This window comes from Deinococcus sp. QL22 (assembly GCF_023370075.1).
In the GTDB taxonomy this organism is placed as follows: Bacteria; Deinococcota; Deinococci; order Deinococcales; family Deinococcaceae; genus Deinococcus.
On the sequence record NZ_CP097154.1, the window covers coordinates 108,806 to 131,822 of the forward strand.

The 23,017-nt window shown below is 58.9% G+C and carries 21 protein-coding genes; 14 read left to right on the forward strand and 7 right to left on the reverse strand.

Features of this window, described 5'->3' with window-relative positions; translation table 11 throughout:
* Positions 1-107: 107 nt before the first annotated feature.
* The 4 genes from M1R55_RS27035 (at position 108) to M1R55_RS27050 (ending at position 3,334) form a co-directional block, all read left to right on the forward strand.
* The gene (locus M1R55_RS27035; protein WP_249396333.1) at positions 108-971 is read left to right on the forward strand and encodes a tryptophan 2,3-dioxygenase; all 864 of its coding nucleotides are present in this window, start codon (positions 108-110) and stop codon (positions 969-971) included.
* Positions 972-1,130: 159 nt separating this feature from the next.
* Positions 1,131-2,381 carry a CHASE3 domain-containing protein gene (locus M1R55_RS27040; protein ID WP_249396334.1) on the forward strand — a complete coding sequence of 417 codons (1,251 nt, stop codon included), beginning with the start codon at positions 1,131-1,133 and terminating at the stop codon, positions 2,379-2,381.
* Complete coding sequence (locus M1R55_RS27045; RefSeq protein ID WP_249396335.1) at positions 2,345-2,773, forward strand: ATP-binding protein; 429 nt, start codon at positions 2,345-2,347, stop codon at positions 2,771-2,773. Before M1R55_RS27040 ends, M1R55_RS27045 begins: the two co-directional genes overlap by 37 nt.
* Before the next feature lie 123 nt (positions 2,774-2,896).
* Positions 2,897-3,334, forward strand: a complete 438-nt coding sequence (locus tag M1R55_RS27050; protein WP_249396336.1) for a response regulator — start codon at positions 2,897-2,899, stop codon at positions 3,332-3,334.
* 93 nt (positions 3,335-3,427) lie between these two features.
* Here the strand turns inward: M1R55_RS27050 and M1R55_RS27055 are convergent, their stop codons facing one another.
* Complete coding sequence (locus tag M1R55_RS27055) at positions 3,428-4,621, reverse strand: VanW family protein (RefSeq protein ID WP_249396337.1); 1,194 nt, start codon at positions 4,619-4,621, stop codon at positions 3,428-3,430.
* Positions 4,622-4,926: 305 nt separating this feature from the next.
* On the reverse strand, positions 4,927-5,406 hold the full coding sequence (locus M1R55_RS27060) for a fasciclin domain-containing protein (RefSeq protein ID WP_249396338.1): 480 nt from the start codon (positions 5,404-5,406) through the stop codon (positions 4,927-4,929).
* 452 nt (positions 5,407-5,858) lie between these two features.
* Here M1R55_RS27060 and M1R55_RS27065 point away from each other — a divergent pair, with 452 nt between their 5' ends.
* Positions 5,859-6,470, forward strand: a complete 612-nt coding sequence (locus M1R55_RS27065) for a DUF2239 family protein (RefSeq protein ID WP_249396339.1) — start codon at positions 5,859-5,861, stop codon at positions 6,468-6,470.
* Positions 6,471-6,486: 16 nt separating this feature from the next.
* On the opposite strand, the gene M1R55_RS27070 is transcribed toward M1R55_RS27065, so the two are convergent.
* The 4 genes from M1R55_RS27070 to M1R55_RS27085 form a co-directional block, all read right to left on the reverse strand.
* Positions 6,487-7,572: a sulfite oxidase gene (locus tag M1R55_RS27070; protein WP_249396340.1), complete on the reverse strand. Its 1,086-nt coding sequence runs from the start codon at positions 7,570-7,572 to the stop codon at positions 6,487-6,489.
* A 395-nt stretch (positions 7,573-7,967) separates the two neighbouring features.
* The gene (locus tag M1R55_RS27075) at positions 7,968-8,423 is read right to left on the reverse strand and encodes an ATP-binding protein (protein WP_249396341.1); all 456 of its coding nucleotides are present in this window, start codon (positions 8,421-8,423) and stop codon (positions 7,968-7,970) included.
* Positions 8,354-9,022 (reverse strand): GAF domain-containing protein, encoded by a 669-nt coding sequence (locus tag M1R55_RS27080; protein ID WP_249396342.1) that lies wholly within the window; start codon positions 9,020-9,022, stop codon positions 8,354-8,356. The genes M1R55_RS27075 and M1R55_RS27080 overlap by 70 nt, the downstream gene beginning before the upstream one ends.
* Before the next feature lie 58 nt (positions 9,023-9,080).
* Positions 9,081-9,740: a hypothetical protein gene (locus M1R55_RS27085; protein WP_249396343.1), complete on the reverse strand. Its 660-nt coding sequence runs from the start codon at positions 9,738-9,740 to the stop codon at positions 9,081-9,083.
* Between the two features lie 650 nt (positions 9,741-10,390).
* On the opposite strand from M1R55_RS27085, the gene M1R55_RS27090 reads away from it, so the two are divergent.
* The gene (locus M1R55_RS27090) at positions 10,391-11,890 is read left to right on the forward strand and encodes a DEAD/DEAH box helicase (RefSeq protein WP_249396344.1); all 1,500 of its coding nucleotides are present in this window, start codon (positions 10,391-10,393) and stop codon (positions 11,888-11,890) included.
* Between the two features lie 170 nt (positions 11,891-12,060).
* On the opposite strand, the gene M1R55_RS27095 is transcribed toward M1R55_RS27090, so the two are convergent.
* Positions 12,061-13,011: a site-specific integrase gene (locus M1R55_RS27095; RefSeq protein ID WP_249396345.1), complete on the reverse strand. Its 951-nt coding sequence runs from the start codon at positions 13,009-13,011 to the stop codon at positions 12,061-12,063.
* A 672-nt stretch (positions 13,012-13,683) separates the two neighbouring features.
* On the opposite strand from M1R55_RS27095, the gene M1R55_RS27100 reads away from it, so the two are divergent.
* The 8 genes from M1R55_RS27100 to M1R55_RS27135 all read left to right on the forward strand — a co-directional run bounded on the left by M1R55_RS27100 (position 13,684) and on the right by M1R55_RS27135 (position 22,853).
* Positions 13,684-13,956 (forward strand): hypothetical protein, encoded by a 273-nt coding sequence (locus M1R55_RS27100; RefSeq protein ID WP_249396346.1) that lies wholly within the window; start codon positions 13,684-13,686, stop codon positions 13,954-13,956.
* Positions 13,957-14,070: 114 nt separating this feature from the next.
* A complete protein-coding gene (locus M1R55_RS27105) occupies positions 14,071-17,061 on the forward strand; it encodes a diguanylate cyclase domain-containing protein (RefSeq protein WP_249396347.1) in 2,991 nt (996 codons plus the stop codon).
* A gap of 196 nt (positions 17,062-17,257) precedes the next feature.
* Positions 17,258-17,836 (forward strand): PAS domain-containing protein, encoded by a 579-nt coding sequence (locus tag M1R55_RS27110; RefSeq protein WP_249396348.1) that lies wholly within the window; start codon positions 17,258-17,260, stop codon positions 17,834-17,836.
* A 9-nt stretch (positions 17,837-17,845) separates the two neighbouring features.
* Positions 17,846-18,385 carry a hypothetical protein gene (locus M1R55_RS27115; protein ID WP_249396349.1) on the forward strand — a complete coding sequence of 180 codons (540 nt, stop codon included), beginning with the start codon at positions 17,846-17,848 and terminating at the stop codon, positions 18,383-18,385.
* 106 nt (positions 18,386-18,491) lie between these two features.
* A complete protein-coding gene (locus tag M1R55_RS27120; RefSeq protein ID WP_249396350.1) occupies positions 18,492-18,692 on the forward strand; it encodes a hypothetical protein in 201 nt (66 codons plus the stop codon).
* Between the two features lie 3 nt (positions 18,693-18,695).
* Positions 18,696-19,286, forward strand: coding sequence for a hypothetical protein (locus M1R55_RS27125; RefSeq protein WP_249396351.1), 591 nt, complete (start codon positions 18,696-18,698; stop codon positions 19,284-19,286).
* Entirely contained in the window at positions 19,192-19,422 is a 231-nt protein-coding gene (locus M1R55_RS27130; RefSeq protein ID WP_249396352.1) for a histidine kinase dimerization/phospho-acceptor domain-containing protein, read from the forward strand. Before M1R55_RS27125 ends, M1R55_RS27130 begins: the two co-directional genes overlap by 95 nt.
* 434 nt (positions 19,423-19,856) lie before the next feature.
* Positions 19,857-22,853 (forward strand): CheR family methyltransferase, encoded by a 2,997-nt coding sequence (locus M1R55_RS27135; RefSeq protein WP_249396353.1) that lies wholly within the window; start codon positions 19,857-19,859, stop codon positions 22,851-22,853.
* Positions 22,854-23,017: the final 164 nt, after the last annotated feature.

Consider the following 23,017-nt stretch of genomic DNA (forward strand, 5'->3'; position numbering starts at 1 on the left):
TGTGCATTTGACGTTCCATACGGTCGATGTTGGTCGCCGCGACTTGCGGGTCATTCCATTCAGCTCCCTTCTAGCTCTGGCCCGCCTGTTAGGAGTACGCTCAGCCCATGAGCGATTCCCACCGTCCCGTCACCCCCGCCGATCCAGACCCAAATTCTGCCGAACGTGCCTACGGTGATTTCTCGCGGGCGCTGAGTTACGTGGAATACCTGCAAATAGACACGTTGCTGTCGGCCCATCAGCCCGTGACCCAGGCGCACGACGAGCATCTGTTCGTGTCGGTGCATCATGTGTCGGAGGTCTGGATGTCACTGGTGGTGCGCGAACTGACAGCGGCCATGACCCTGCTGGCGGCTGGCGTGACCGATACGCCGCTGAAAATGCTCTCCAGGGTCGTTAGGGCGCAGCAGCAGATGACCAATGCGTGGGACGTGTTGAAGACCATGACGCCTGCCGATTACCTGCAATTCCGTGACGCGTTCGGGCGGGCGTCCGGGTTCCAGTCGGCGCAGTACCGCATGGTCGAGGTGCTGCTGGGCAACCGCGACCCGGCCCTGCTGCGGCCCCACGCCCACCGCGCCGACCTCCTCGATCCTCTTCAAGCGGCCCTGAAAGCGCCGAGCGTGTACGACCTGACCTTGCAACTGCTGGCGGCGCGGGGGTTGCCAGTGCCCGCCGAAGTGTTGCAGCGCGACTTCTCCCAGAAGCCTGTAGAAGACCCCCAGGTGCTGGAGGCGTGGCTGACGGTGTACCGCAACCCAGAGCGATACTGGGATCTATACGAACTGGCCGAAAAACTGCTTGATGTGGAAGACAATTTCCGGGCGTGGCGTTTCAATCACCTGACGACTGTGGAGCGCACCATTGGCTTTAAAACGGGCAGCGGCGGTACGAGCGGCGTGGGCTACCTCCGTAAAGCGCTAGAGATCGTGCTGTTTCCAGAATTGTGGCAGGTACGAACCAGCCTCTAACATAGAGTCGGTACAGGCCAGAGTTGGGTCAGACCTGAACGCTATCCAGGATCTGGCGGCGCGTGAGGGTGCAAAGCGAGCTGGTTCAGACGTGACATTTATCTCACACCACTAAAAAAGTACAGCGGTCATCAGGGCTTTCTTCTGCACTCCGGAGGCATGTCGGCTCAGCATCATCCTCCTGGCACATCTTTTGCGGATCAGAGAGACCAGAACACGGAGAGGGAAGCCCCGTATTCTTCGCCGGGCCAACCGCTCTCCACGTTTATTCTGCGGCCTTTTTGGTTGCCCCTGTTGCTGCTGCTGTGTGTGGGCATTTCGGTGCTGTTTGCCGTAGACCGCAATGCCCGCAGCGCCAAGCTGGTCAGTGAAGCGCAGGCGCGGGTGACTCTTATCACAGCCCTTCTGCGCGATACCGCCGACCCAGAACGGGGGCAGCGCGGCTACGTGATTACAGGTCTTGCGGCCTTTTTACAGCCGTACACGACCACCAAAAAAATCTTGCCCGGCCATATCGCGGCTCTGCGGGAAGCGAGTGTGACCAGTGAACAGCAGGTGGCCCTGAATAGGGTGGCCCTCTTGATAGAAGCGTGGGATCGTCAGGCGGCCATTCCCGAAATTACGGCCCGCCGAGAATCTCTAGACGCCGCCGTGCGGTTGGTCAGCGACGGCAGCGGCAAACGCACGCTCGATGAGGCGCGGCAAACGCTGAATACCATGCAGGAAAGAGAAAATGCTCATCTGAGGGCGGCGCTTCTCTCCAGTACCGACACCCTCCGCAATGTGCGGGCCGTGACTTTGCTGGGCCTGCTGCTGAGTATTTTGCTGCTGATCCTGACTGCCGTGCGGGCGGCCAGAACGGTTGCGGGCAACGTGCAGGACGTGACGGCGCGGGCGCGGCAGATGGCAGCGGGCAATTACGATGACCGCCTTCCGCTCACGCCCCTGCTGGAATTGCGCGAATTGGGGGAACAATTTCAGATCATGGCGGGCGCAGTGAAGGAGCGCGAGCAGGCGCTCAGAACCACCAATACGGCGCTCGAACGCAGCAACCGCGAGCTAGAACACTTTGCCTACGTGGCCAGCCACGATCTGCAAGAATCCCTCAGAACCATCGGCAGTTACACCGAACTGCTTTCTAAACGCTATTCGGGCAAACTCGATGACCGCGCTGACCAGTACATCGCCTTTACCATTTCGGCCACGCAGCGCCTGAAATACCTGATTCAGGACTTGCTGGCCTACTCACGGGTGCGACAAGTCGGGCGCAATTTCTCTGCGGTGAATACAGCCGAGTTGGTGGCAAAAGTGCTTGACGACCTACAGCTGCAAGTTCAGGGCGCAGAGATTCAAATTGAACCTCTGCCCTCTGTGTGGGGAACCCGGAATTGTTGCGGCACATTTTTTTGAATCTCATCGGCAACGCTCTCAAATTCCGTGCCGAGGGGCGGGCACCACTGCTCAGAGTGTGGGCAACAGATGAAGGCCACCACTGGAGGATTCACGTTCAGGACAATGGGATCGGCATCGAGCCTCAGTACCATGACCGGATTTTCGGCGTGTTTCAGCGGTTGCACGGCCCCGGCGAATACGAGGGCAGTGGCCTTGGCCTTGCCGTCACGCGTACTGCTGTAGAGCAGCACGGCGGCACGCTTGACCTGACCAGCATGCTTGGCCGGGGCAGCACCTTCTCGTTTACTGTTCCCCCCGCTCCCGCCAGTCCAGGAGCCGCTGATCTGTCGCCTGCTGTAGGGGGTGACGGCCCGCCAGAAGCAAGCTCTGCCCCTCCCTCTCCGCCTTAAATTCCGTTTCCCAGTCGGCTAGAATTTAAGCATTGTCACTGGTTTGTCCGGCCATACCCGCTATAACTGCCCCAGCGAAGGGCGTTTACCCGCTGTCCGTTCACTGACTGCTCAGGAGTTTGCATGAAGCCTATTGAGATTTTGCTGGTCGAAGACAATCCCGCCGATGTCATGCTGACGGAGGAAGCCTTTTCGGAGGCCGATTTTCTCCATCATTTGCATGTAGCCAAAGATGGTGTAGAAGCCCTACGTTTTTTGCGGCGAGAAGACCCGTACGCCGAAAAACCCACCCCAGACGTGATTTTGCTTGATCTGAATATGCCGCGTATGAGCGGCCTGGAAGTGCTGGACATTCTGAAACTCGATCAGTACTTCCGCAATATTCCGGTGATCGTGCTGACCACCTCCAGAGCCGAAAGCGACATTTGGCGCAGCTACAACCTGCACGCCAACGCCTATATTCCCAAGCCTGTGACCATCAGTGAATTTGTGGAAGTCATCAAGTCATTCGAAACGTTCTGGTTTTCAATCGTGGCTCTGTCTCCCAAAATCAAGCCTTAGCTGTGGGCCAACAGCGCAGGCGCGGAGCATTCAAGCTGTTCCGCGCCTCTCCCATAGTGCAGTCAAAAACAAACAACTCTTTTGATAAATGCTCTACTCCGGCCCGCTTAAACGGTCATCTCCCGGTGGAACAGCAAAAACGCCGCCCCAAGCCCGGTAGGTGCTGGGCAGGTTCTCGCTGCGGGTGCGGCCCCCTGCAAACTTGATCTGCCGGGAAACCGTGACCTGTGCGCCCGCCGCAGGCATATCTATTCGGCGCACTGTGCCCGAAGCCATCTGTGGGTCGGCAATAAAAGTGGGCGGCGGCGCGGTGCGTGTGCCAGAGAGTTTTGGTTCACCAATTTGCACCTGCCTGCCGTCTGGGCGGCCAAACAGATGCACGCTCAGGCGGGCGGCCTGTATGTCCCAGTCGGCCTGCACGAGCAGCACCCCAGCCGTGTCGTTGCGCCAGCGCAGATTCTTGCTGGGCGCGTATACGGCGGCGTCCAGGCCAGGGTCGCCGTAGTAGCCCACCTGATAGGAGTGCGCGTGCCGCTCGGTAATAGGCAGCCCGGCGCGGAAGGCGGCCCGGAACACAGTCGTGCTGACCTGACACAGCCCGCCGCCGTCCTCTATGCTCAGGGTATTGCCCGTTACGACATAGCCCTGCAGGAAGCCTGTGTTGGCACTGATCGCGCCGATAGAACGGTTAAAATTGAACTCGGCACCGGGGGCCATCCACAGGCCATGCACCCGGCTGGCCCCGACCCGCACGTTATGCACCCGGAAGTCAGGGCTGCCCGTGAACGACGATTCACCGGTCCCCAAATGTGCCAACCCCTGAGCGGCGGCCCAGGCCACACTCCTTGCCGGGGCCACCAGGTTGACCGACAGGGTGCTGCGTCGTTCGCCCCTTCGCACGGCACGCAGCAGGGCAGCTTCGGTGGCGGCGCGGTCAACCTTCCAGCCTGTTTGGGCCTGACCGATCCAGCCGTTGCCCTGCCGCACGAAGCGGATTTCTCGTGGCTGCCGCGCCTCTACTTGCGCGTAGAGCGTCTCTAGCGTGGGCCGAAGCGTTTCTACCCCACCTCCGCTCTGCTGTCCGTCCGCCCGCCCCTCTGCCTGCACTGTATTCATCTGGACAGCGCTCACCTGCTGGGCGGTCAGGGGCAAGGTTAGAGAACGGTTTACCAGTGGGCGCGAAACTTCTCCACCTTGAAGAAGAGGTTCCGGCACGCTCCACAACAGTTGAATTTCTGTGGGCCGCGGCGCGTCTCGCCCTGCTTCTTCCCCACTGGGAACCGTCACAGGTGCAACCGAACTGGGCACCGCCGAAGCAGGTACCTTCGCCAATACAGCAGACGGCACAGGCTCCGACGAAGCCGAGCTTTTCGGGGCAGGGTTGCAAGCTGAAACTGCGCCGAGCAGGAGTAAGGCCGTCAGGCAGCGGGACAACATCGAGACAAATAGGGTGGATGGGGGCATAGATTCAGGTCTCTCAGGGGAAGGTGGGAACGGTCAGGAGCGAGTCGGGGCAAGACTGTATGTGAGAAAGCAGGGGAGAAACAGCCTGCTGGCCGCTGCTCCCCTGCTCCGTTTAAAAGGGGGTTGCCTCAGGGCATCAGCACCGTGTCGATCACATGAATGATGCCGTTGCTGGCCCGAATATCGGTTGCGGTGACCGTAGAGTCGTTGATGGTCACCGTACCGCCGTTGACTGCGATAGTCACGTTGGCTCCGTTCACGGTTTTGGCGCTGTTGAGCGTAACCACTTGTGCGGCGGTCACGCGGCCCGGCACGACGTGATAGAGCAGCAAGGCGCGTAACGCGGCGGGATCGTTCAGCAGGGCATTCAGTTGGTCTTGGGGCACTTTGGCAAACGCGGCGTTGGTGGGCGCGAACACGGTGAACGGGCCAGCTCCGCTGAGGGTGCTCGCCAAGCCTGCGGCCTGCACAGCGGTCAGCAAGGTGCTGAAATTCGGGTCGTTAGAAACGATAGCCGCAATCGTGTTGCCCGAGGGAACGGCGCTTCCGCCTCCGGCCAGGGCGGGAGTGACAAACATCAGTGCGGTCAGTGCAAAAATCTTCTTCATAAGAACTCCTTCGAAAAACAAAACAGCTTGCTCCTTTGAGAACAAAGGATGCCAAAGTAAGAAAACGAACTGTCAGGCCGTCAAGTTGTTTGATCTACCGACAAAAGGAATCTAATTGCCATTCTCATTCACTAAAGTACGCGCTAGTACAATGATAAAATTCTTAGAACAAAGTTTAAGTTTGGCTTGTTTGTAATTTGTATCAAGTCTAACGTTACTGGTCAAAAGCCGGAAAAAGATCACCAGACTTAGAGATAAATTACAATTTGGCGGTTGATTCATCCACAGATATCTGAAATTAGGTTCAAACAGACGACGCAGCGTAGAACAGAAGTTTTCCCCAGCGGCTCCTGTGTGCACTTGGACACCCAGCATCCAAAGCAAGCCGCCTAAGCCATTCGTTCTACCCAGGTGATATTGACATCCTTATTTTACCCGGATAGTATTCACCTATGGACGAATTGCCCACCTACACGGCCTTTCACGGTTCTCAGCACCTGGTAACGGGCGCTCTGCGCGAAGTGTTGGCCTACCTCAAAACCCAGATTCAACCGCTTGACGCCAACTCATCCGTACTGATTTTTGAAAATCATAGCGGACGACAGATGGATTTCAATCTACGCGGGACGCTCTCCGAGGTGCTGGACCGGGAAGCGCCTCTGCCTGCTGTTGCGTCTCCCGCATTGGCCAAAGCTGGCCCCGGACGGCCCAAACTGGGCATCGTTTCGCGTGAAATCTCGTTGCTGCCCCGGCACTGGGCCTGGTTGGAACTGCAACGCGGCGGTGCATCGGCAACCCTACGCCGCTTGGTAGATGAGGCCCGCAAGCAAAACCCCGGTCAGGAGCGGGTGCAACAGGCACAGGTCGCCACAGACCGTTTTCTGGGCGCGGTGGCCGGAAACCTGCCGCACTTTGAAGCCGCCACCCGCGCCCTGTACGCCCGTGATGGCACGGCATTTGCTGAACACAGCACCCATTGGCCCGCCGATATTCGCACCCACGCACTGAACCTGGCCACGCCCGTTTTTGCTGACCAAAGCGCAGAGGACTTGCGGCCTGCTTGATCTCCCTTCTGAATCTCTATTCCACCATCACCGCTATAGGCAGCGGGAACGTGATCATGTATTTGCCGCGCTCCGGCGTGTGTTTGGTGGGTTGAGTCTGCCCCGACGAATCGGTGGCGCGGGCGAGCAGGGTCACTGTTCCGGATGGATCAGGCGCATGCCACAAGTACCGCCACCGCCGCCACACATGCGCCTCGGCGGGGTCGGTCAGTTCGGCTTCGGCCCAGGTCTGCCCGCCGTCCGTGCTGATTTCTACCCGTATAATCTTGGCTTCTCCTGTCCACGCCGCGCCCATGATGACGTAAGGTTTCCCGGCCGCGACGGTTTCGCCGGGGGCAGGCCGGGCAATCTGGGCCTTGGCCTGCATCACCGACAGCGGCGTCATCTGCGGCGAGAGGGAACCGACGCTTTCCCAGTATGAGTAATCCAAAGTCTGAAAAAATCCCTGAAATGGCGTGTCAGTCACGCATATGCCAGTCAGCCATTTGACAGAAGCCATGCCGTACCACCCCGGCACGATGGCCCGCACCGGATACCCGTGCTGCGGCGTCAGCGGTTCGCCGTTCATGGCGTAAGCCAGTAGCACATCGGTCTGCGCTTTGTTCAGCGGAAGACTGCGCTCGTAGGCGATGATGCCCGGCGTTTTGGCGGGTTCATCCAGACAGCCTCGGTCTGCGCCGCACAGCACCACCTCCCGTGCTCCGGCTTGCAGTCCGGCCCGCTCCAGCACGGCAGATAAGGGGACGCCCGTCCACTCGGCGGTACTCACAGCACCCAAGTCCCACGCGACGCCCGCCACCTTGGGCGTCAGGAAAGACCGACTGTTGCCCGCGCATTCCAGCGTGACCGTGACCGTGTGCGGGGTCATGGCCTGAAGGTCGGCCAACGTGAGACACAGGGGCTGGCCGACCAAACCGCCTACTTCCAATCGCCACTCCTCGGCATTCAGTTCGGGCACCGGAAAATGACTGCGAACATAAAATTGGCCCGGTGGTGTCAGACGTTCCGACAGTGTGTGGAACGGAAATTCCAGATTGGCTGGGCTGCTCTGCCGAACGATCATTGCTGGGGAGACGGGGGCATGCACCGGGGTATCAGGCATAGGATCACTCCAAAATAGAGGGCAGGCTGAAACCAATTGCACAGCCCAGAAAAGGCCCAATCGTGTGCCGAATGGGGTACCGAACCCTGTTTGCCGACTCTAGAGACCCCTATTAAACAACGAATTGGGCTGGGAAGAGCCGCGACGTTGACAAGACCGACAATAAATTTGGCTCCTGGAGCAGCGGCCTAGGCATCAATGGTTTTTATTCGCCCTTCAGGAGAGTGTGCGGTACGGTCAGCCAGGCGACAGAATTAAGTCCCTTGCAGTCAAGCTTTAGCTTTACCGAGCGGAGCGAGAAACGAAGAACGTAAGGCGCACTGGGAATCGAGCGGTTCCGGTGATGTTCTGGAAACGCGCAATGTTAAGTGTGCCCTACTTCAGTCCCTCAGAATTCAGCGTCCTGTTGAAGTGAGATGCAGGGCAGTGAGATGGAGTGCGGCGAGATTCAGGGCGCTTCGGCAGCGCCGGGCAACGTGAATTGAAAGGTGCTGCCCTGACCCGGCGCCGATTCCACCCAGAATTCTGCCGCCATGGTCTTCCACGATGCATTGACACGTAGAGAGGCCCAAGCCGGAGTCTTGGTATTCGTCGCAGGCGTGCAGGCGCTTAAACATCACAAACACTTGCTCGAAGGCTTCCGGCTCTATGCCGATGCCGTTGTCGGTGACGCGGAAGTGCCAGAAGGTGCCCTCGCGTTCTGCACTCACGCCCACTTCTGGTGCAGTCCCCTCCTGCCTGAATTTGATGGCGTTGCCCAGGAGGTTCTGAAACAGTTGCGTCAGCCGGGGCAAATCGCCGCGCACCACAGGCAATCCCGCCGTCTGAAGGGTCGCCCCGGCCTCGGCCACCGCTCCGCGGTCCACACAGCTTCACTGGTCGGCACGGCTCCGTAGGCTGTCACCTCCTCCGACAGGCGTGAAAAGGTCAGCAGATCGCCGACGAGAGCTTTCATCTGCTGGCCGCCGCACTGAATAAAGTCCAGATATTTCAGGGCGTTGTCGTTCAGGTCTTCGCCATGCCGTTTTTTGAGGAGCGCACTGAAGTTGGTGATGGTTCTCAGCGGTTCCTGTAAATCGTGCGAGGCCACCGACGCGAAGCGTTCCAACTTGGCATTCGATCTGACCAATGCTGCAGTGCGCTCCTGAAGGGCTGCCACGCTCTGCGCCCCCTCGATGGCAAGTCCGAGGCTCTGCACGATAGTGTCGACGACAGCGCGGTCTTCGGCGTTCCACGTTTGCCCCGCAAAAAGGCCGCAGCCAATGACCCCGATGAAGCGCCCCGACGCCAAGACCGGCAAACACGCGGTGGCCTGCACATGCGAGGTACTGCCCGGTAAGCTGCCGGTTCTGGTGTCGTAGTGGCTCTGGTAAGGTTCCCCGGTTTCCCACGGCAGACGCAAATTGTGGGTCGCGTTATAGGGAAGGCCCGCTGCCACTGCCGCCGTCAAATTTGGGTCGCCGTACTGTCCGGCGCGGGCGAGCTCATGCCAGTGGCCGTCTTGCAGTTCAAATATAGGCAGCGTAGCCTTCAGGCAGTCGCGTCATCAGCCCTTCCAGCGCCCGCTGTGCCAACGCTTGCGGCGGGGTATTCACATTCAGGTCATGGGTCAGGTCGCTGAATCCTTGCAGCGCACGGGCGCGGGCTTCCAACTGGGCATTCTGGCGGGCCAAGAGTTCAGCTTGCTGCCGGGCCTGCTCTACGTGCGCACGCTCCAGTGCAAACGCATGAGCGCTCATCAGGGCGGAGGCCACCTGCCTACGCAACACCTGCAAAAACATTCGGTACGGCCCGTCAAACTTTTTACGGGGATTCAGACCGACCACCAACAGGCCCAACACAGTTGCCCCGTCGCTGTGCAGCAGGGGCAAGGCCGCCACCTGGGTTATGGGTTCCAGCCACACTGGAGCTGGAAAAGGAGAGACGCGGTGCAGCAAGTGCAGGTCTTGTGCGTTCTCTGGGAAGGGCAGGACGTCGGGTACGCCCGCTTCCCGCATCTCTTCCAAGTGCGTCGCTGCTGCCACCTGCAAACTCTCCTGCCGTTCCTCGTCGTCCGCCGGGGTGGTCAGATATAACAACGCCATAGGCGCGTCGTGAGGATGCTCCATCAGAATGTCGCAGACGGCCCCGGCCACATCCTGCGCGGTTTGCCCCCCAGATCGGCCCAAACGTTAAGCCAGATTTAAGCATATAGGCACCTATCAGACGAAGCTGAACAAATCTTCAGAGTCAGCGCAGCGGTTCGGAGCCGTTGTTGAGTGCAACCAGGTAAGCCGAAGGTAATCGATAGATGAACCGAGCAAAGTGAATATCGAAGAAAGTACGTTGTAATGGAAATGGACTCGTAGAGCCGCTTGCGGAGCGGGTGTGGTGCTGTCCCGGAGACACGCAATGCTAAGTGCGACGGACTCAACAGGAGGTCGCGCGTCCCTCACGTAGTCACGCCCTGTCCAGAACGGAATCAGGTACAATGCTCCTTGTGAATCCCCGCGCTTGCGGGTGGCGTTCAGCCCCGGTGTCTTCTGTTGCACTTCAGACCGGAGACATCAAGACAGTAATTGCGCTGAAAAGAATTGTTTCTGGCCTAGATTCTCTCTTTATCGATCCTGCAGTTTCCGTGTTGTGTTGGCCTCCTGTCTGTGGTGGCCCTGCCGGAAACGTGGTGTGCGGCGAGTCTTGCTGCGCGGTTGGGCCTCTCAGGCGGGGTATTCAACGTTCTGCCCTTTCCGCCTGCGGCCCTTGCCTGACGCCGCATCCATCCATGCCCGCCCCTCCCTAGGCCCAAGCTTAGGCCGGGTGCGCCGGCTTAGGACGCCCTATGACCTATAACCGTAATGCTTCAAATGCCCGTACCCCATCCAACAACTCTGGCAACACAGCCACGTTAGAGCGCCCCGCACAGCCCGTCGCCTGGCAAACCCTGCTGGGTGGCCGCACCCCCACGCCCGTTCAGGCCGGAGCCATTCCCGCGCTGATGGACGGCCAGGACGTGATCACCACTGCCCGCACCGGCAGCGGCAAAACGCTGGCGTTCCTAATACCTGCCGCCGCACGCGGCATCGGCATGGGCACCACTCGCGGGATGCGCCCCGAAGTTCTGGTGGTCACGCCTACCCGCGAACTGGCCGTGCAAATCCGTGACGTGGCCCGCGAACTGGGCATGTCGGCAGGCCGAATCACGGGCGGCATCACGCCCTCGCAGACTCGCAGCGAAGCCACCGGGAAGGGCCTGATCGCCGGAACCCCCGGACGCCTCAAAGACCTGATCAGCCGTAACGAACTCAGCCTTGCGGGGCTGAAATACGTCGTGCTGGATGAGGCCGACGAGTTGTTGTCGCTGGGCTTTCTCAGAGACGTGGGCGACATTTTGCGTGCCGCCAAAGGCCAAGCGGCCCAGGCGCAGGCCGAACACCGGGGCCGTACGGGAGCGCGTGCTCTGCAACTGGCGATGGCCTCGGCTACATTTCCAGCCGCCATTCGCAATATTGCCGAGCAATTTATGCATGAGCCCAAGCGCATCGACATTGCCCCTGACCGGGCGGCCTTGTCTGCCGAGCAGGGCGGCAAAACCGACCAGGACGTGATGGGCGGAGCGACTGGAGCGACCCACCTTCTTATCAACGTGACGCGGGGCAACGTGCTGGACATCGCCGCCAACCACGCCCGCGAAGCCCTGCGCGAACCCGGCGGCTGTGTGGTTATTTTTTGCCGCACCAAAGCACTCGTCAAGCGCCGCGCCGAACACCTGGCCGACCTCTTGCCCGGCGACGTGGTCAGCCCCCTGCAAGGCAACATGGATCAGAAAAAGCGCGAGCATGTGATGGGTCTGCTTCGCAACGGCAAATCTCGCGTGCTGATCGCCACTGACATCGCCGGACGCGGCATCGACCTCCCCGAAGTGCGCCTCGTCATTCATATGGACGTGGCGTCCACCTCCGAAAACCACGTCCACCGCTCGGGCCGGACGGCGCGTGCAGGCCAGCCCGGAACCAACCTCGTGCTCCTCATCCCCGAACAACGCGGTCTATGGCAAGGCGTGCGCCGTGGACTACCCGCTGCCCTGCAACCCCCCCTGACCAACGAAGAAGGCCAGGTTGACCGCGAAATTCAGGAAAAACAGGGCGGAAGCGGTGGCGGCGGCCAAGGCCGAGGCCAAGGTGGGGGCCAGCGCGGCGGCCAGAGCCAGGGCAGGTCTCAGCAGGGCGGGCAATCGTCCGGACAGGGCCAGTCGTCAGGGCGGTCGGTCGGTTCGTCTCCGGCCGCAGGCGTTGGCGCAGGCCGAGTGGGGCCACAACGCGCCCGCCGGGGCCGCAACTGATCGACAGAAATGAAGAGTAACTCAGATTAAAAAACTGGGTCGATGACGGACGGGCAGGCTCTTAGGGGCCTGTCCGTCTCCTTTTGATTCGTGTATTACAGGGGAATAACAATGCTGCAGATCAATCATTCTCTGCAGCATGGCCCCCTGTTCTTCCCCTCAATCAGCGCCTAGAAAAACTCCACTTCACTCGCTACGTCGTCATCTTGAACCGCCACATAACGCCGAGTCGTATCTACGCTGCTGTGCCCCAAAAACAGCCCCACCCGCGTAAAGTCCCGCGTTGCCGTGTACAACCGCGTCCCAGAATGCTTCCGCGCCGCGTGAAAGCCGCGCCACACATGCCCGTACCCTGCCGCTCGAAACGCCTTCTGCATCTGATAGGTGGCCTGCGCGTAATTCCAATCAAACAATTGTCCGGCTGCGGTCAAGGGAGATAAGCCTGCCAGAGCTGTCCGCACCCGCTTGCCTAGCGGCACGCGCCGTATTTTGCCCCCCTTGCCCCGAACCGTCAGCCGTGCGCCATCGATATCGGCCACCTTTAACCCCAGCGCCTCACTGACCCGCAAGCCAGCGTGGGCACACAGCAACAGGAGCGCTGCCAATCTCGGTTCACATTGGGCCAAGACCGCGTCGATCTCTGCCATATAGGGCGGGTTTTTGACGATACCGGGGGTGGGGTCGGGCGGCACGTGGGCGTCTTCGAAAGGTTGGGCTTCGGTGGCCCCCGCCCAACGCAGAGCGCGGTAGAGGGCACGCACACCTGCCACATACTGCGCCACCGTCGATGCAGACAGCGTTCCGCTTTTGCCGCGCCCCAGTGTAGGCCGAGTTTGCAATTGCGCCACGTAGCGGCTGCCGTCGCGCCGTCCGGGCCGCAGCAACTGCACACCGTTGTCCCGCGCCCAGGGCACGAAATCGCTCACAGCCAAGGCGTAGGCGTCCAGTGTTTTGGAGCTGGTGCGTGCGCCTTTGCGGCTGGCAGTGGTCATGTAGGCCCGCGTCACCTGAATCAACATTTCGGTGTCGTAAGTGCTGGCGGCCTCCACAGCCCGTACCCGCAAGGCCTGATCTGTCAGGTTGGAAATGGCGAGGGTGCCAGTCGCCCGGACGAGGCTCATGGCTGACGCTCTGACACCAGCGAAGGAACTTGCCTATGCCTGTGAGCATGAATTCTTGAGCCGACCAACATCATGGCTGGATTCTACCCTTTAGCTTTGGTGGTTTCAAACTAAGTCCGATTAGTGCGAACTTGTTCCCTGCATGGTTAGCGATTTTCCCTTTTTTCTATTTTGCGTATGCCCAGGTGTTCTAGCTCTCGAAACATCTTGGATCGCCCTTCTCGGGCTTCCTGTGAGCAAGCGGTTTTAAGTGCTTCTATGACGGGGTTTAGCTATCTGGTTTTATGGGAATGGTTTTTCTTGAATGCTAAGAATGAAAGCAAGTGTCATATACAAAAAAATAACCTGGCAACGCACGGAGCTACACCCCTATTGATCCGTCCTCCAGTCCTGGCAGGGTTCGGCGATCTTAGATGGCGGTGGGTCAGCTAGTTTTTTGTGACTAGTGCCGCCGATGGCATGCTGGAAAATTTTGTCGGCGGGAACTGCTAAAGTCACACCAAGATTCACGCGGTTTGTGCCTTTCTCATTGACGAGGTCTCTTTAGCTATGAACGACCCACTGTTGGATGCACTCCGTCAGGCAGCTACCTGGCCTCAGGCCCTCCACCGCGTCGCCAGTGCAGGAGGGGAACACTTCTTTGCTGGCTTCAACTCCCTGTTGCCTGGCGGCATGCCAGCCGATCCCCAGATTCACCTGTCGTTAGGCCCCAATGGCCAGGTGATCTGGCAGAGGGGAAGCGGGCCAGTGTTGATGATGTATCTCCTGCAATGGGGCATGTCGGCTGGTTGGACACTTCAACTTGAAGTCCAGCGTGATTTTGATGAACGGGGCGACTGGTTAACTTATACGGTCAGCGTGGCGGGTGTATGTTCACACACGGCAAGTGATCCTTTGACCGCCACTTTACAAAGTTTAGCTCAGGCCAACAACGCCCGGCTTTAACTTGAAGTGTTGTTACCCACCCCTGTTAAGCTTGTGGACGAGGAACATCAGGATCAGAGCCTCATGATTATAGAATTCAAAGTCTTGTCAGGAAGCTCTGTTTAGACTGCCCGTATGACAGGGCCAAGTATCACCCCAACTTTAACCTTTGGGGGCAAAACACTTAGGCGTGCGTACATAACAACCCTGGTGGTGCTTGCGACCCTGAGCGTGGGTTCAAATGTTATTTTATCGGCTCAGGTCACGGCGAGCCGCAAGGACACCCAATTGGTGAATCTGGCCGGACGGCAGCGGATGCTCTCGCAGCAGATCGCCTGGAACGTGCAGGAACTCGCTCAGCCCGCCAGTCTGCTTCCGTCCTCCCTGCGTGCCGAACTCAAAGCCGAGCTTGGGCAGACTGTCAGCACGTTCTATGCCAGTCATATGCGGCTGAGGAACCCGGCGTCTGGTCTGTATCATGCCCGTGACGCCGATGAAGTGCGTGCGCTGTACAACGGCAATCTCGACAATTCAGTTCAGGCATTTGTGGCCGCTACAAGGCGAATTCTGAATATCCAGGCAGGCCGACTTCAGGCCGACTCTGCCGATCTGCGCTGGATCTCCCTTCAGGCGCGTGGGCCACTCCTGAAGCAACTGGACGCCGCCACAGCCCGCGCCGAACAGCGCAGTGCCGGATACATCACGACCTTGAACCGGTTGGCTTGGGGCCGGGTCGCAGTGGTGTTGACGCTGCTCGCCACGTTGGGGGTATTTGTGTTAGTCCCGCTGGAGCGCCGCAACCGCAACCTGCTGGTTAGCCTGACCCGTGAACGAAATTTTGCCCGCACCATGGTGGACACGATGGGACAGGGCGTAGCGGTCACCGATGCTCAGGGGAATTTTACACACGTCAATCCTGCTCTGGCCGACATGTTGGATCACACTCCCGGCAGTCTCATGACCCAGCGTCTCACCGATCTGGTCATTCCAACCGAGCGGGAGGCGCTCTCAGAGGTCATCGCGCAGAGGGCCGGAACCCCGCCGCCTTCCGTGCGGCAAACTCAGATCAATTTTTCTCAGGCCCATTTTCAGTTTCGCAGAAGGGACGGCAGCGTCATGTCAGGCGTGGTCAACAGTGCCCCGCTGGTGGGTTCAGACGGGGTGGGGGCCATCACGGTCATCACCGACCTGACCGCACATGAGGCCGCCGAACGTGATATCCGAGACCGGGAAGCCCGTTACCGCACACTGGCCGCCCATTTTCCGGAGGGCGCGGTGGTGTTGTTTGACCGCGATCTGCGCTACTTGCTGGCCGATGGAGCCGGGCTGGGAGCCGTGGGCCTGAGGCGAGAAACGATGGAAGGCAAAACCCTTCACCAGATTTTTCCCCCCAAGATTGCCCTAGCGCTTGAGCCTGACCATCTGGCGGCGTTGGAGGGCCAACCGTCTGTTCGGGAACTTGAATTTGCACAGCGTACCTATTTGGTACAGACGTTTCCGGTGCCGGGCGAATCGGGCGTGCAGTACGGAACGGTCATTGTGCGCGACGTGACGGGGCAGGTGAAGGCCCGCAACGCCCTGGAGCAGCAAGCCACCGAACTTGTGCTGCTGGCACAGGAAGCCGAAAGTGCCCGCCAGGACGCCCTGACCCTGGCAGAACTGACCCGCAGCCTCAGTGGGGCAAAAACGCTGGAAGACGTGACCCGCAGCACCTTTGATCTGCTGGTGCCTGCCATCCATGCCAGTTGGCTGGCGTTGGTTCGGGTTCAGCAAGGGCAGGCCGGGTTGCTGGCCCTGCATGGGCAAGTCAGCGAGGACTTCAAGACGGAACTGGCGCTTAATTCCGGTTTTGCCAGCAGTGACCTGTGGCAAACTGCCGCCGAGGGGCCGCTCTATCTGGCCCAAACCACCGAACCTTTGCTGGCGGCCAGAGGAGTCACTGGGCTGGCCGTTGTCCCCTTGCCGCACAAGCCGGGGCGAGGACTGACGGTGTTGGTGGCTGGGCGGCGCGGCCATGTGCTGTCGTGGAGCAGTGCCCAGCGGGCCTTACTGGAAGCCGGGGCACGCACCGTGTGCGCCGCGTGGGAGCGGGTGGCCTTGCTGGAAGACCTCCGGTTGGCCGCCGAGCACGCCCGCGCCTTGGTCGAGGTGTCGCAGCTGAGCGAGGGAAATTTGAGCGCCGAGGAAGTCGCTCAGCGGGCCTGTGCACTGGTCAGCCAGGTGGCAGGAACCGACTGGGCCGGACTTATCGTGGCCCAACATGACCATGCCCGTACCGTCACGGCTTACAGCAATGGACAGGCCAGCCGCAGCTATCTGGATCTGATGACACGCGGCCTTGACCAGGGGCAGGGGCTGATGTGGCAGGTGTTCGACTCTGGACAGGCCACCTATGTCAGCGATTACGCCGCACATGAGGGCGCAAATGCCGACTTGGTCGCGGCGGGAGCGCGGTCGGTGTTGTGGGTTCCACTGGCAAGGTCACACGACTTGCAATTTATGTTGTGCGCTGTCCGGCTGTATCAAAAGAAGGACTGGAGTCCCCAAGATCAGGCGTTGTTCGGAGCGGCGGCCCGCACGGTCAGTATGGCCCTGGAGCGGCAAGAACGGCTGAAAGAACTGGAAACTGCCGCCCTGAGTGACCGCCTGACCGGGCTGGCCAATCGCCGCGCCTTCGAGCTTGATCTCAAGAGTTTGTCCGCCGAAGCCACCCGCCACAGCGTCCCGTTTGCTCTCGTCATCCTCGACCTGGACGGCCTGAAACTGCTGAATGACACCGAGGGCCATGCCCGTGGGGACGCGCTGCTGCATACTTTTGGAGAACGGCTGAGGGCGGCCTTCCGCACCGAAGACCGGGTGTACCGCTTGGGCGGCGACGAGTACGCGCTGCTGCTGCCGCACACTGCCGCCAAAGGCGCAAGCGGCGACCTCACGGCCATTCGCCAGCGGATTCAACAAACCTTGGTGCAAACGCACGCCGCGGGGTTTGCAGCGGTAGGCGCCAGCGCGGGCATAGTCAGCTTTCCGGCCGATGGCACGGTCATTTCTGAATTGGTCGCTTTGGCAGACCAACGAATGTACAGTGAAAAACGCCTGCATAAAGCGGAAGTGGTGGCCCGCGCCTGAAGCAGCACTGGACAGGCTCTGGCACGCCTCTCAGCGGAGCAAGGGCGATCAGAGTACGGTCGGTAGTCAAGACTACATACTGCTGGCTATTGGCCCCTTGCAGCTTCGCGAAAATCTGCGGACAGGCTTTAACAAGTGCGGTAGGGTAGGTCTATAGTTGTTCCCGCACACTGGCGATGCGCGTCTTCAATTGGCCTTGAAGGCGGCCCGTCAGGCATCATGGGAGTTTGATCTACGCAGCAATACCGGCTATTGCTCGCCCGAACTGAGGGGACTCCTGGGCGTGCAGCAGGGCAATCCGTCGCTGACCGACTATTTGGCCCACGTCGATCCCCTAGACCGGCCACTGGTCATACAGGCTTTTGGGGAACTGCGGAGCGGGCAACGGGATGAATCGGTGTTGCAGTACCGCTTTTTATGCGACGATCAACAACTGCTGTGGGTCGAGCAGCATACGTTTGTGGAGCGCGACGAACACGGAGCGGCGGTCAGACTTTACGGTCTATCCCGCGACATTACGGCCCAAAAGCAAACGGAGCAAGCTCTTCATGACCTGAACGCGATGCTGGAGGCCCGCGTGACCCAGCGCACCCAACAGCTGTTGGAAGAACGCGCCGCACAGGAAGCGTTCGTGGCCTTTACCGAAGCGGTGGGCACGGAAACCGATGTGCTGACCCTGGCGCGGCAGGCGATTGCCATGTTAAGGCTGCTCTTTGCCGACGGCACAGTCATCTACTACAAGCAAGACGGCGACCTCTGGAAAGCTCAGGCGTAGAGTGAAGATGTGGCGGGCGGCAGCCTCGAAACAGTGGTGGCTGGACTGCCGACCAGTACGCCCCTGATTCAGAGTACCCTCGCTTCAGACACCGGATTTTTTTACGGGGGATTGGAACCCGGAACAGATGAGTCCTACGGCACGGCAGCAGGCTATCCGCTAGCGGTGGGCGGCAACATTCGGCATTTGCTCCTGTTTGGCCTCAAGAACACCACACCCTGGCGTGACCAGGATCAGGCTCTAATCCGGGCCGTCAGCCGCAGCCTGAAGCTGGCGCTGGAGCGGGCCGAGGAAGTGGCCGAATTGGGCCGCCGCACCCACCAACTTGACCGCGCCCGCCAGCAAGCCGAGGTGTTGGCGGTGTTGGGAGAAGCCCTGCAATGGGCCACCACGCCGGAGGAGGTGGCGGGGTTGGCATTGCCACGCATCGGCCCAGAGCATGTTGGTGGTGCGCCTGGAAGACGACCAGATTCGCCTGCCCCCGCTCTGGGGCGATACGCCCGACGCCATCGTCAAGTTCATGATGCGCCCCGGCCTGAAGCTGAGTGAAGCGCCGATGTTACACCGGGTGGCCCAAACCGGGCACGGTGTTTATCTGAACAATTAACGCGCCGAGCCGGGCACCATCGCAGCGTTTCCAGCCCTAGCCGGGGCCATGGAGCCGATCTGTCTGCCCGACCGCACGTTTGGCGGCTTTTTGGTGGCGTGGCGGCAGGAGGAATGCGGCGCGTGGCAGCAGCAGGAGTTGCTGAGGCGGGCGGCGAATACGCTGGGCCTTGCCCTGGAACGGGCAGTGCAGGCGCGGCATCTGCAAGCCCAAAAAGCCGAGGTCGAGAGCCGCAACGCCGCGCTGTAAGCGGTGGCCCAACTCTCGCGTGACCTGATGTTTGAAACCGAGCGCCACCCACTCGTGCGCCGCGCCCAAGACATCGCGCTGAGTCTGGTGCCGTCAGGCTACGTGGACTATTACGAGCTGGAAGGCGACCTGTGGCAGCTGAAATCGGTGTCAGGGGATTTTGGTGACCCCGACCTAGAGCAGTTGGTGAAGGCAGGCTTTCCGATGGAAATTCCCACCCTTATAACACCGTGGAGTACCCGCCAGCCGTTTTACCAAGATGTGTACCAGCATGAGCTGGATACGCTGCCGGAAGTGGTGCAGCATATTCACGCCGTTGCCACGTTGCCGTTGCTGCCGAATGAAACCCTGGTAGGCGTGCTGGCCGTGGTTCTGTTTGGTCAGCGAACGTGGACAACCGTAGACAAAGCGGTAGTGGAAACCATTGTGTCGGGGCTGGGGCTGGCCGCCGAACGCGCCGAGCAAGCGCGGCAATTGACGGCGCAGCGGGCCGCTCTGGATGTCCGCACACAAGCGCTGGGAGCCGCCAACAAAGAGGTGGAGGCGTTCGCCTATTCGGTGTCGTACCCCCATACGGCACATCGCCAGCTTTAACGATCTGCTCCGGAAGGAGTTGGGCAGCACCTTAGAGCCCAAAGTGAGCCGCTATCTCGGCGTCATCGATCAGGCGGCGAGGCGCATGAATACCCTGATTGACGCCCTGCTGGACTTGTCGCGGACTTCTCGCTAACCGCTGAGATTGGGATTGGTCGATTTGGGCGCGTTGGTGGTTTCGGTGCAAACAGAAGTCAGCGCCGATGTGCAAGACCGCCCGATCAGTTGGAATCTGGGCCATCTACCGTTGGTGACAGCATAGGTTTTTAAGTACCTCTTCTGCTTAGACAAGCGTATAGCACCCACAACGTATGACACGGTTCAGAACAAAGAAGGCCTATGTCTGAATTGAGGGAAAGCGAGGGATTAAACTGGCGGAAGTCAGATCAAATTTTTGTCTAACGCTCCCGGAGCACACGTCTACAACACATCACACAGCAAGACAAGCCTACTGAACAAGCGGTCTGAACAAGCTGTACAGTGGAGTTCGCGGCTGTGTTCCCCAGCTACTGTGTTCCCGACCCACTATGTTCTTCAACCTATTTTTTCCCAGTTTCGAGGAGCATGTCCATGACTTCACCCAGTGATTCTCCAGCTTCACCCCTATGGATGGTTGGCATTGGCGGTTCGGCAGGCGCACTAGACGGCTACGAACGGTTTTTTAGCGGAATGCCCAGCGGAGCCGGAATGACTTTTTTGGTCGTGCCGCACCTGGATCCACACCACAAGGGCGTCATGCCGGAATTGCTGCAACGCTGCACCCCGATGCCGGTGGTACAGATTAAAGACGGCATGATCACCCAACCGGGCCATGTGTACGTGGTGCCGCCCGGCAAAAGCCTAAGCCTGTTGCGCGGGCAACTGCTGTTAGATGATGCCGATCCGAGTCCGACGCCCATAGACCGGTTTTTTGAAAGTTTGGCCCGCGATCAGGGCGAGCAGGCGGTGGCCGTGGTGCTGTCTGGCATGGGCGCAGACGGCAGCCGGGGCCTGCAATCTATCCACGACAATCTGGGCCGGGTGCTGGTGCAAGACCCTATCAGCGCGCAGTATCCAGCCATGCCCGAAAATGCCGTGGCGACCGGGCTGGCCGATCAAGTGCTTCCGGCTACCGAACTCGCGAGCTACCTGTACGACCTCGTGCACGGCGTGCCGATGGTGCAGATGGGCATGCTGATCGACGAAAACGGGGAGATCAAGGCGGGAGCGACCCTCTATAAAATCTTGCTCCTGATCCGCAAGCACACTGGGCAAGATTTCTCGCAGTACAAGAAGAACACCATCGTGCGCCGAATAGAGCGCCGGATGAAAGGCAATCAGATCATGGAATTCGCCGATTATCTGCGGCATTTGCAAGACAACAAGGAAGAAGTGGTGGCCCTGGCGCGAGATCTCGTTATTAATGTCACCAGCTTTTTCAGAGACCCAGAAGCCTTTGAGCGCCTAACTGAACATCTGCGCCACAGCTTGATCAACCGTCCCCGCAACGATATTCAGAGTGCCGACACCTTCCGGGTGTGGGTGGTGGGCTGCTCGACAGGCGAAGAAGCCTACTCAGTTGCCATGGTGCTGTGCGAACTGATGGATGAAGGCCTGGGCGGCATCATGAAGATTCAGATTTTTGCCTCGGACATAGACGAGCACTCGCTTGATCGGGGCCGCGAGGGGTTCTATCCCCTGGATATCAGTTACACGGTGTCCGAGGAGAGGCTGGAACGGTTTTTTGTACGGCATACGCACGGCTACAAAGTCAAACCGAGCCTGCGCGACATGATTATTTTTACTCAGCACAGTACTTTTGGTGATCCACCCTTTACGCGCCTGGATGTATTGACCTGCCGCAACATGCTGATTTATCTGGGTAACGACCTGCAAAAGCAGCTCATTCCCCTGTTTCACTACGCCCTCAAGCCGCATGGCCTGCTCTTTTTGGGGCCATCGGAAACTATTGGTCAGGTTCGCAACCTGTTTTCTACCCTGGAAACCCGCTGGAAAATCTTTCAGCGCAATCCCGGCTCATCGGGGCCAATTCATCTGGGCCGGGGACTGGCTGGACTGTCTGCGACCAACATGACCCTGTCGGTGGCCACGCAGCGAGAACATGCCAAGGTTCGGCGCAGCAAGGGTGAGCCTGATCTGCCGAGCACCGTGCAAAACCTGCTGCTCAACCAATGGGCACCTCCGGCAGTGGTGGTCGATGAAACGGGGAATATTCAGTATGTCAGCGGGCACACGGGGCCGTATTTAGAGCTTCCGGCGGGGCAGCCCGGCCTCAGCGCGAACGTGAACGTGGTGGATATGGCCCGCTCCGGCCTGCGCTACGAATTGGCGGCGGCCCTCCGCATTGCCGTCAGCGACCAGCGAGAAGTCATTCACCGCAATATTCGCCTGTTGGTCGGCGAAGGAACACTGATCTTCGACCTGATCGTGCATCCTATCGTCACTGCACCCGCCCTTAAAAACCTGCTGCTCATCGTGTTTGCCGCGCCGACACTGCCGTCTTCTAATTTGCTGGACACCATGGAATTGAACGGGCCAACCGGCCAATTGGCCGAACTGGAACGGGAACTGAGAATCACCCGTGAGCACCTGCAGGTGACGCTTGAGGAAAGCGAAATTTCTTTGGAACAGTCGAGAAGTGCCAACGAGGAACTGCAAACTACAAATGAAGAACTGCAAAGTGCCAATGAAGAGTTGATGACCTCAAAAGAAGAATTGCAGTCCTTAAACGAAGAACTTATTACGATCAACTCTGAACATCAAATGATGATCAGCGACCTTGCACAGGCCAATGATGATATCAAAAATTTGTTGGATAGTCTGGGCATTGCCACAGTATTCTTGGACAATACACTGCGTGTTAAACGCTTCACTCCAAAAATTACATCTATTATAAGCCTTATTCCTTCCGACGCCGGGCGGCCTATCGGAGATATTTTCGTCAATCTAAATTACGAGCATTTTATGCGGGACATCAAAGAAGTTTTGGAAAATCTGACCGCGTATCAGACCGAGGTGCAAACCAAAGAGGGCATATGGTATCTGATGAGAATTACGCCCTACCGAACATTTGATAATTTCATTGATGGTGTAGTCATCGTATTTACCAATATTGTTTCCCTTAAACAGCTTGAGCGGCAGCTTGAGGAATCTCTGCTGTACGCCAAAGCCATGATCAACTCTTTGCCTGATCCGGTGATGGTACTTGACCCGCAACTGAAAGTGCATACGGTCAATCGGCCCCTCGTAGAACTCTTGAAGGTGCCCTGGTTTCAACTGATGGGCGAGGCGTTGGAAGACCTTGCTGATGGCGTCCTGGATATTCCAGACCTTATTTCCGTTTTGCGGAAATTGACCCTGGGCAGCCCGGCTGTCGTTGATTTTGTAGCCGACCTGAATTTGCCACTGCAAAGCATGCGGAAATATAAATTCAACGCCCGCCATTTGGTCAGTGAAGACGGCAAGACAGAACTGATTTTACTTATGCTTGAAGACATCACCAACATCGTGAACCGTGCATTGGCAGAAGGCTCGAGCATGACTGACGAGCATGATGCCAACGATTAGGCTGCATTACTGATCAAAAGGTAGGTTCCTTGAATTGTCGAAATTCGCAGTCACTTAGGGTTGCGCCAATTGACACTTTGGTCAGGAAAATGTTTTATCCTCATGGATCGGTTGTTTGGAACACAGCAGGTAGCTGACGCTTAAGGGACTTAAATATTCCGAAG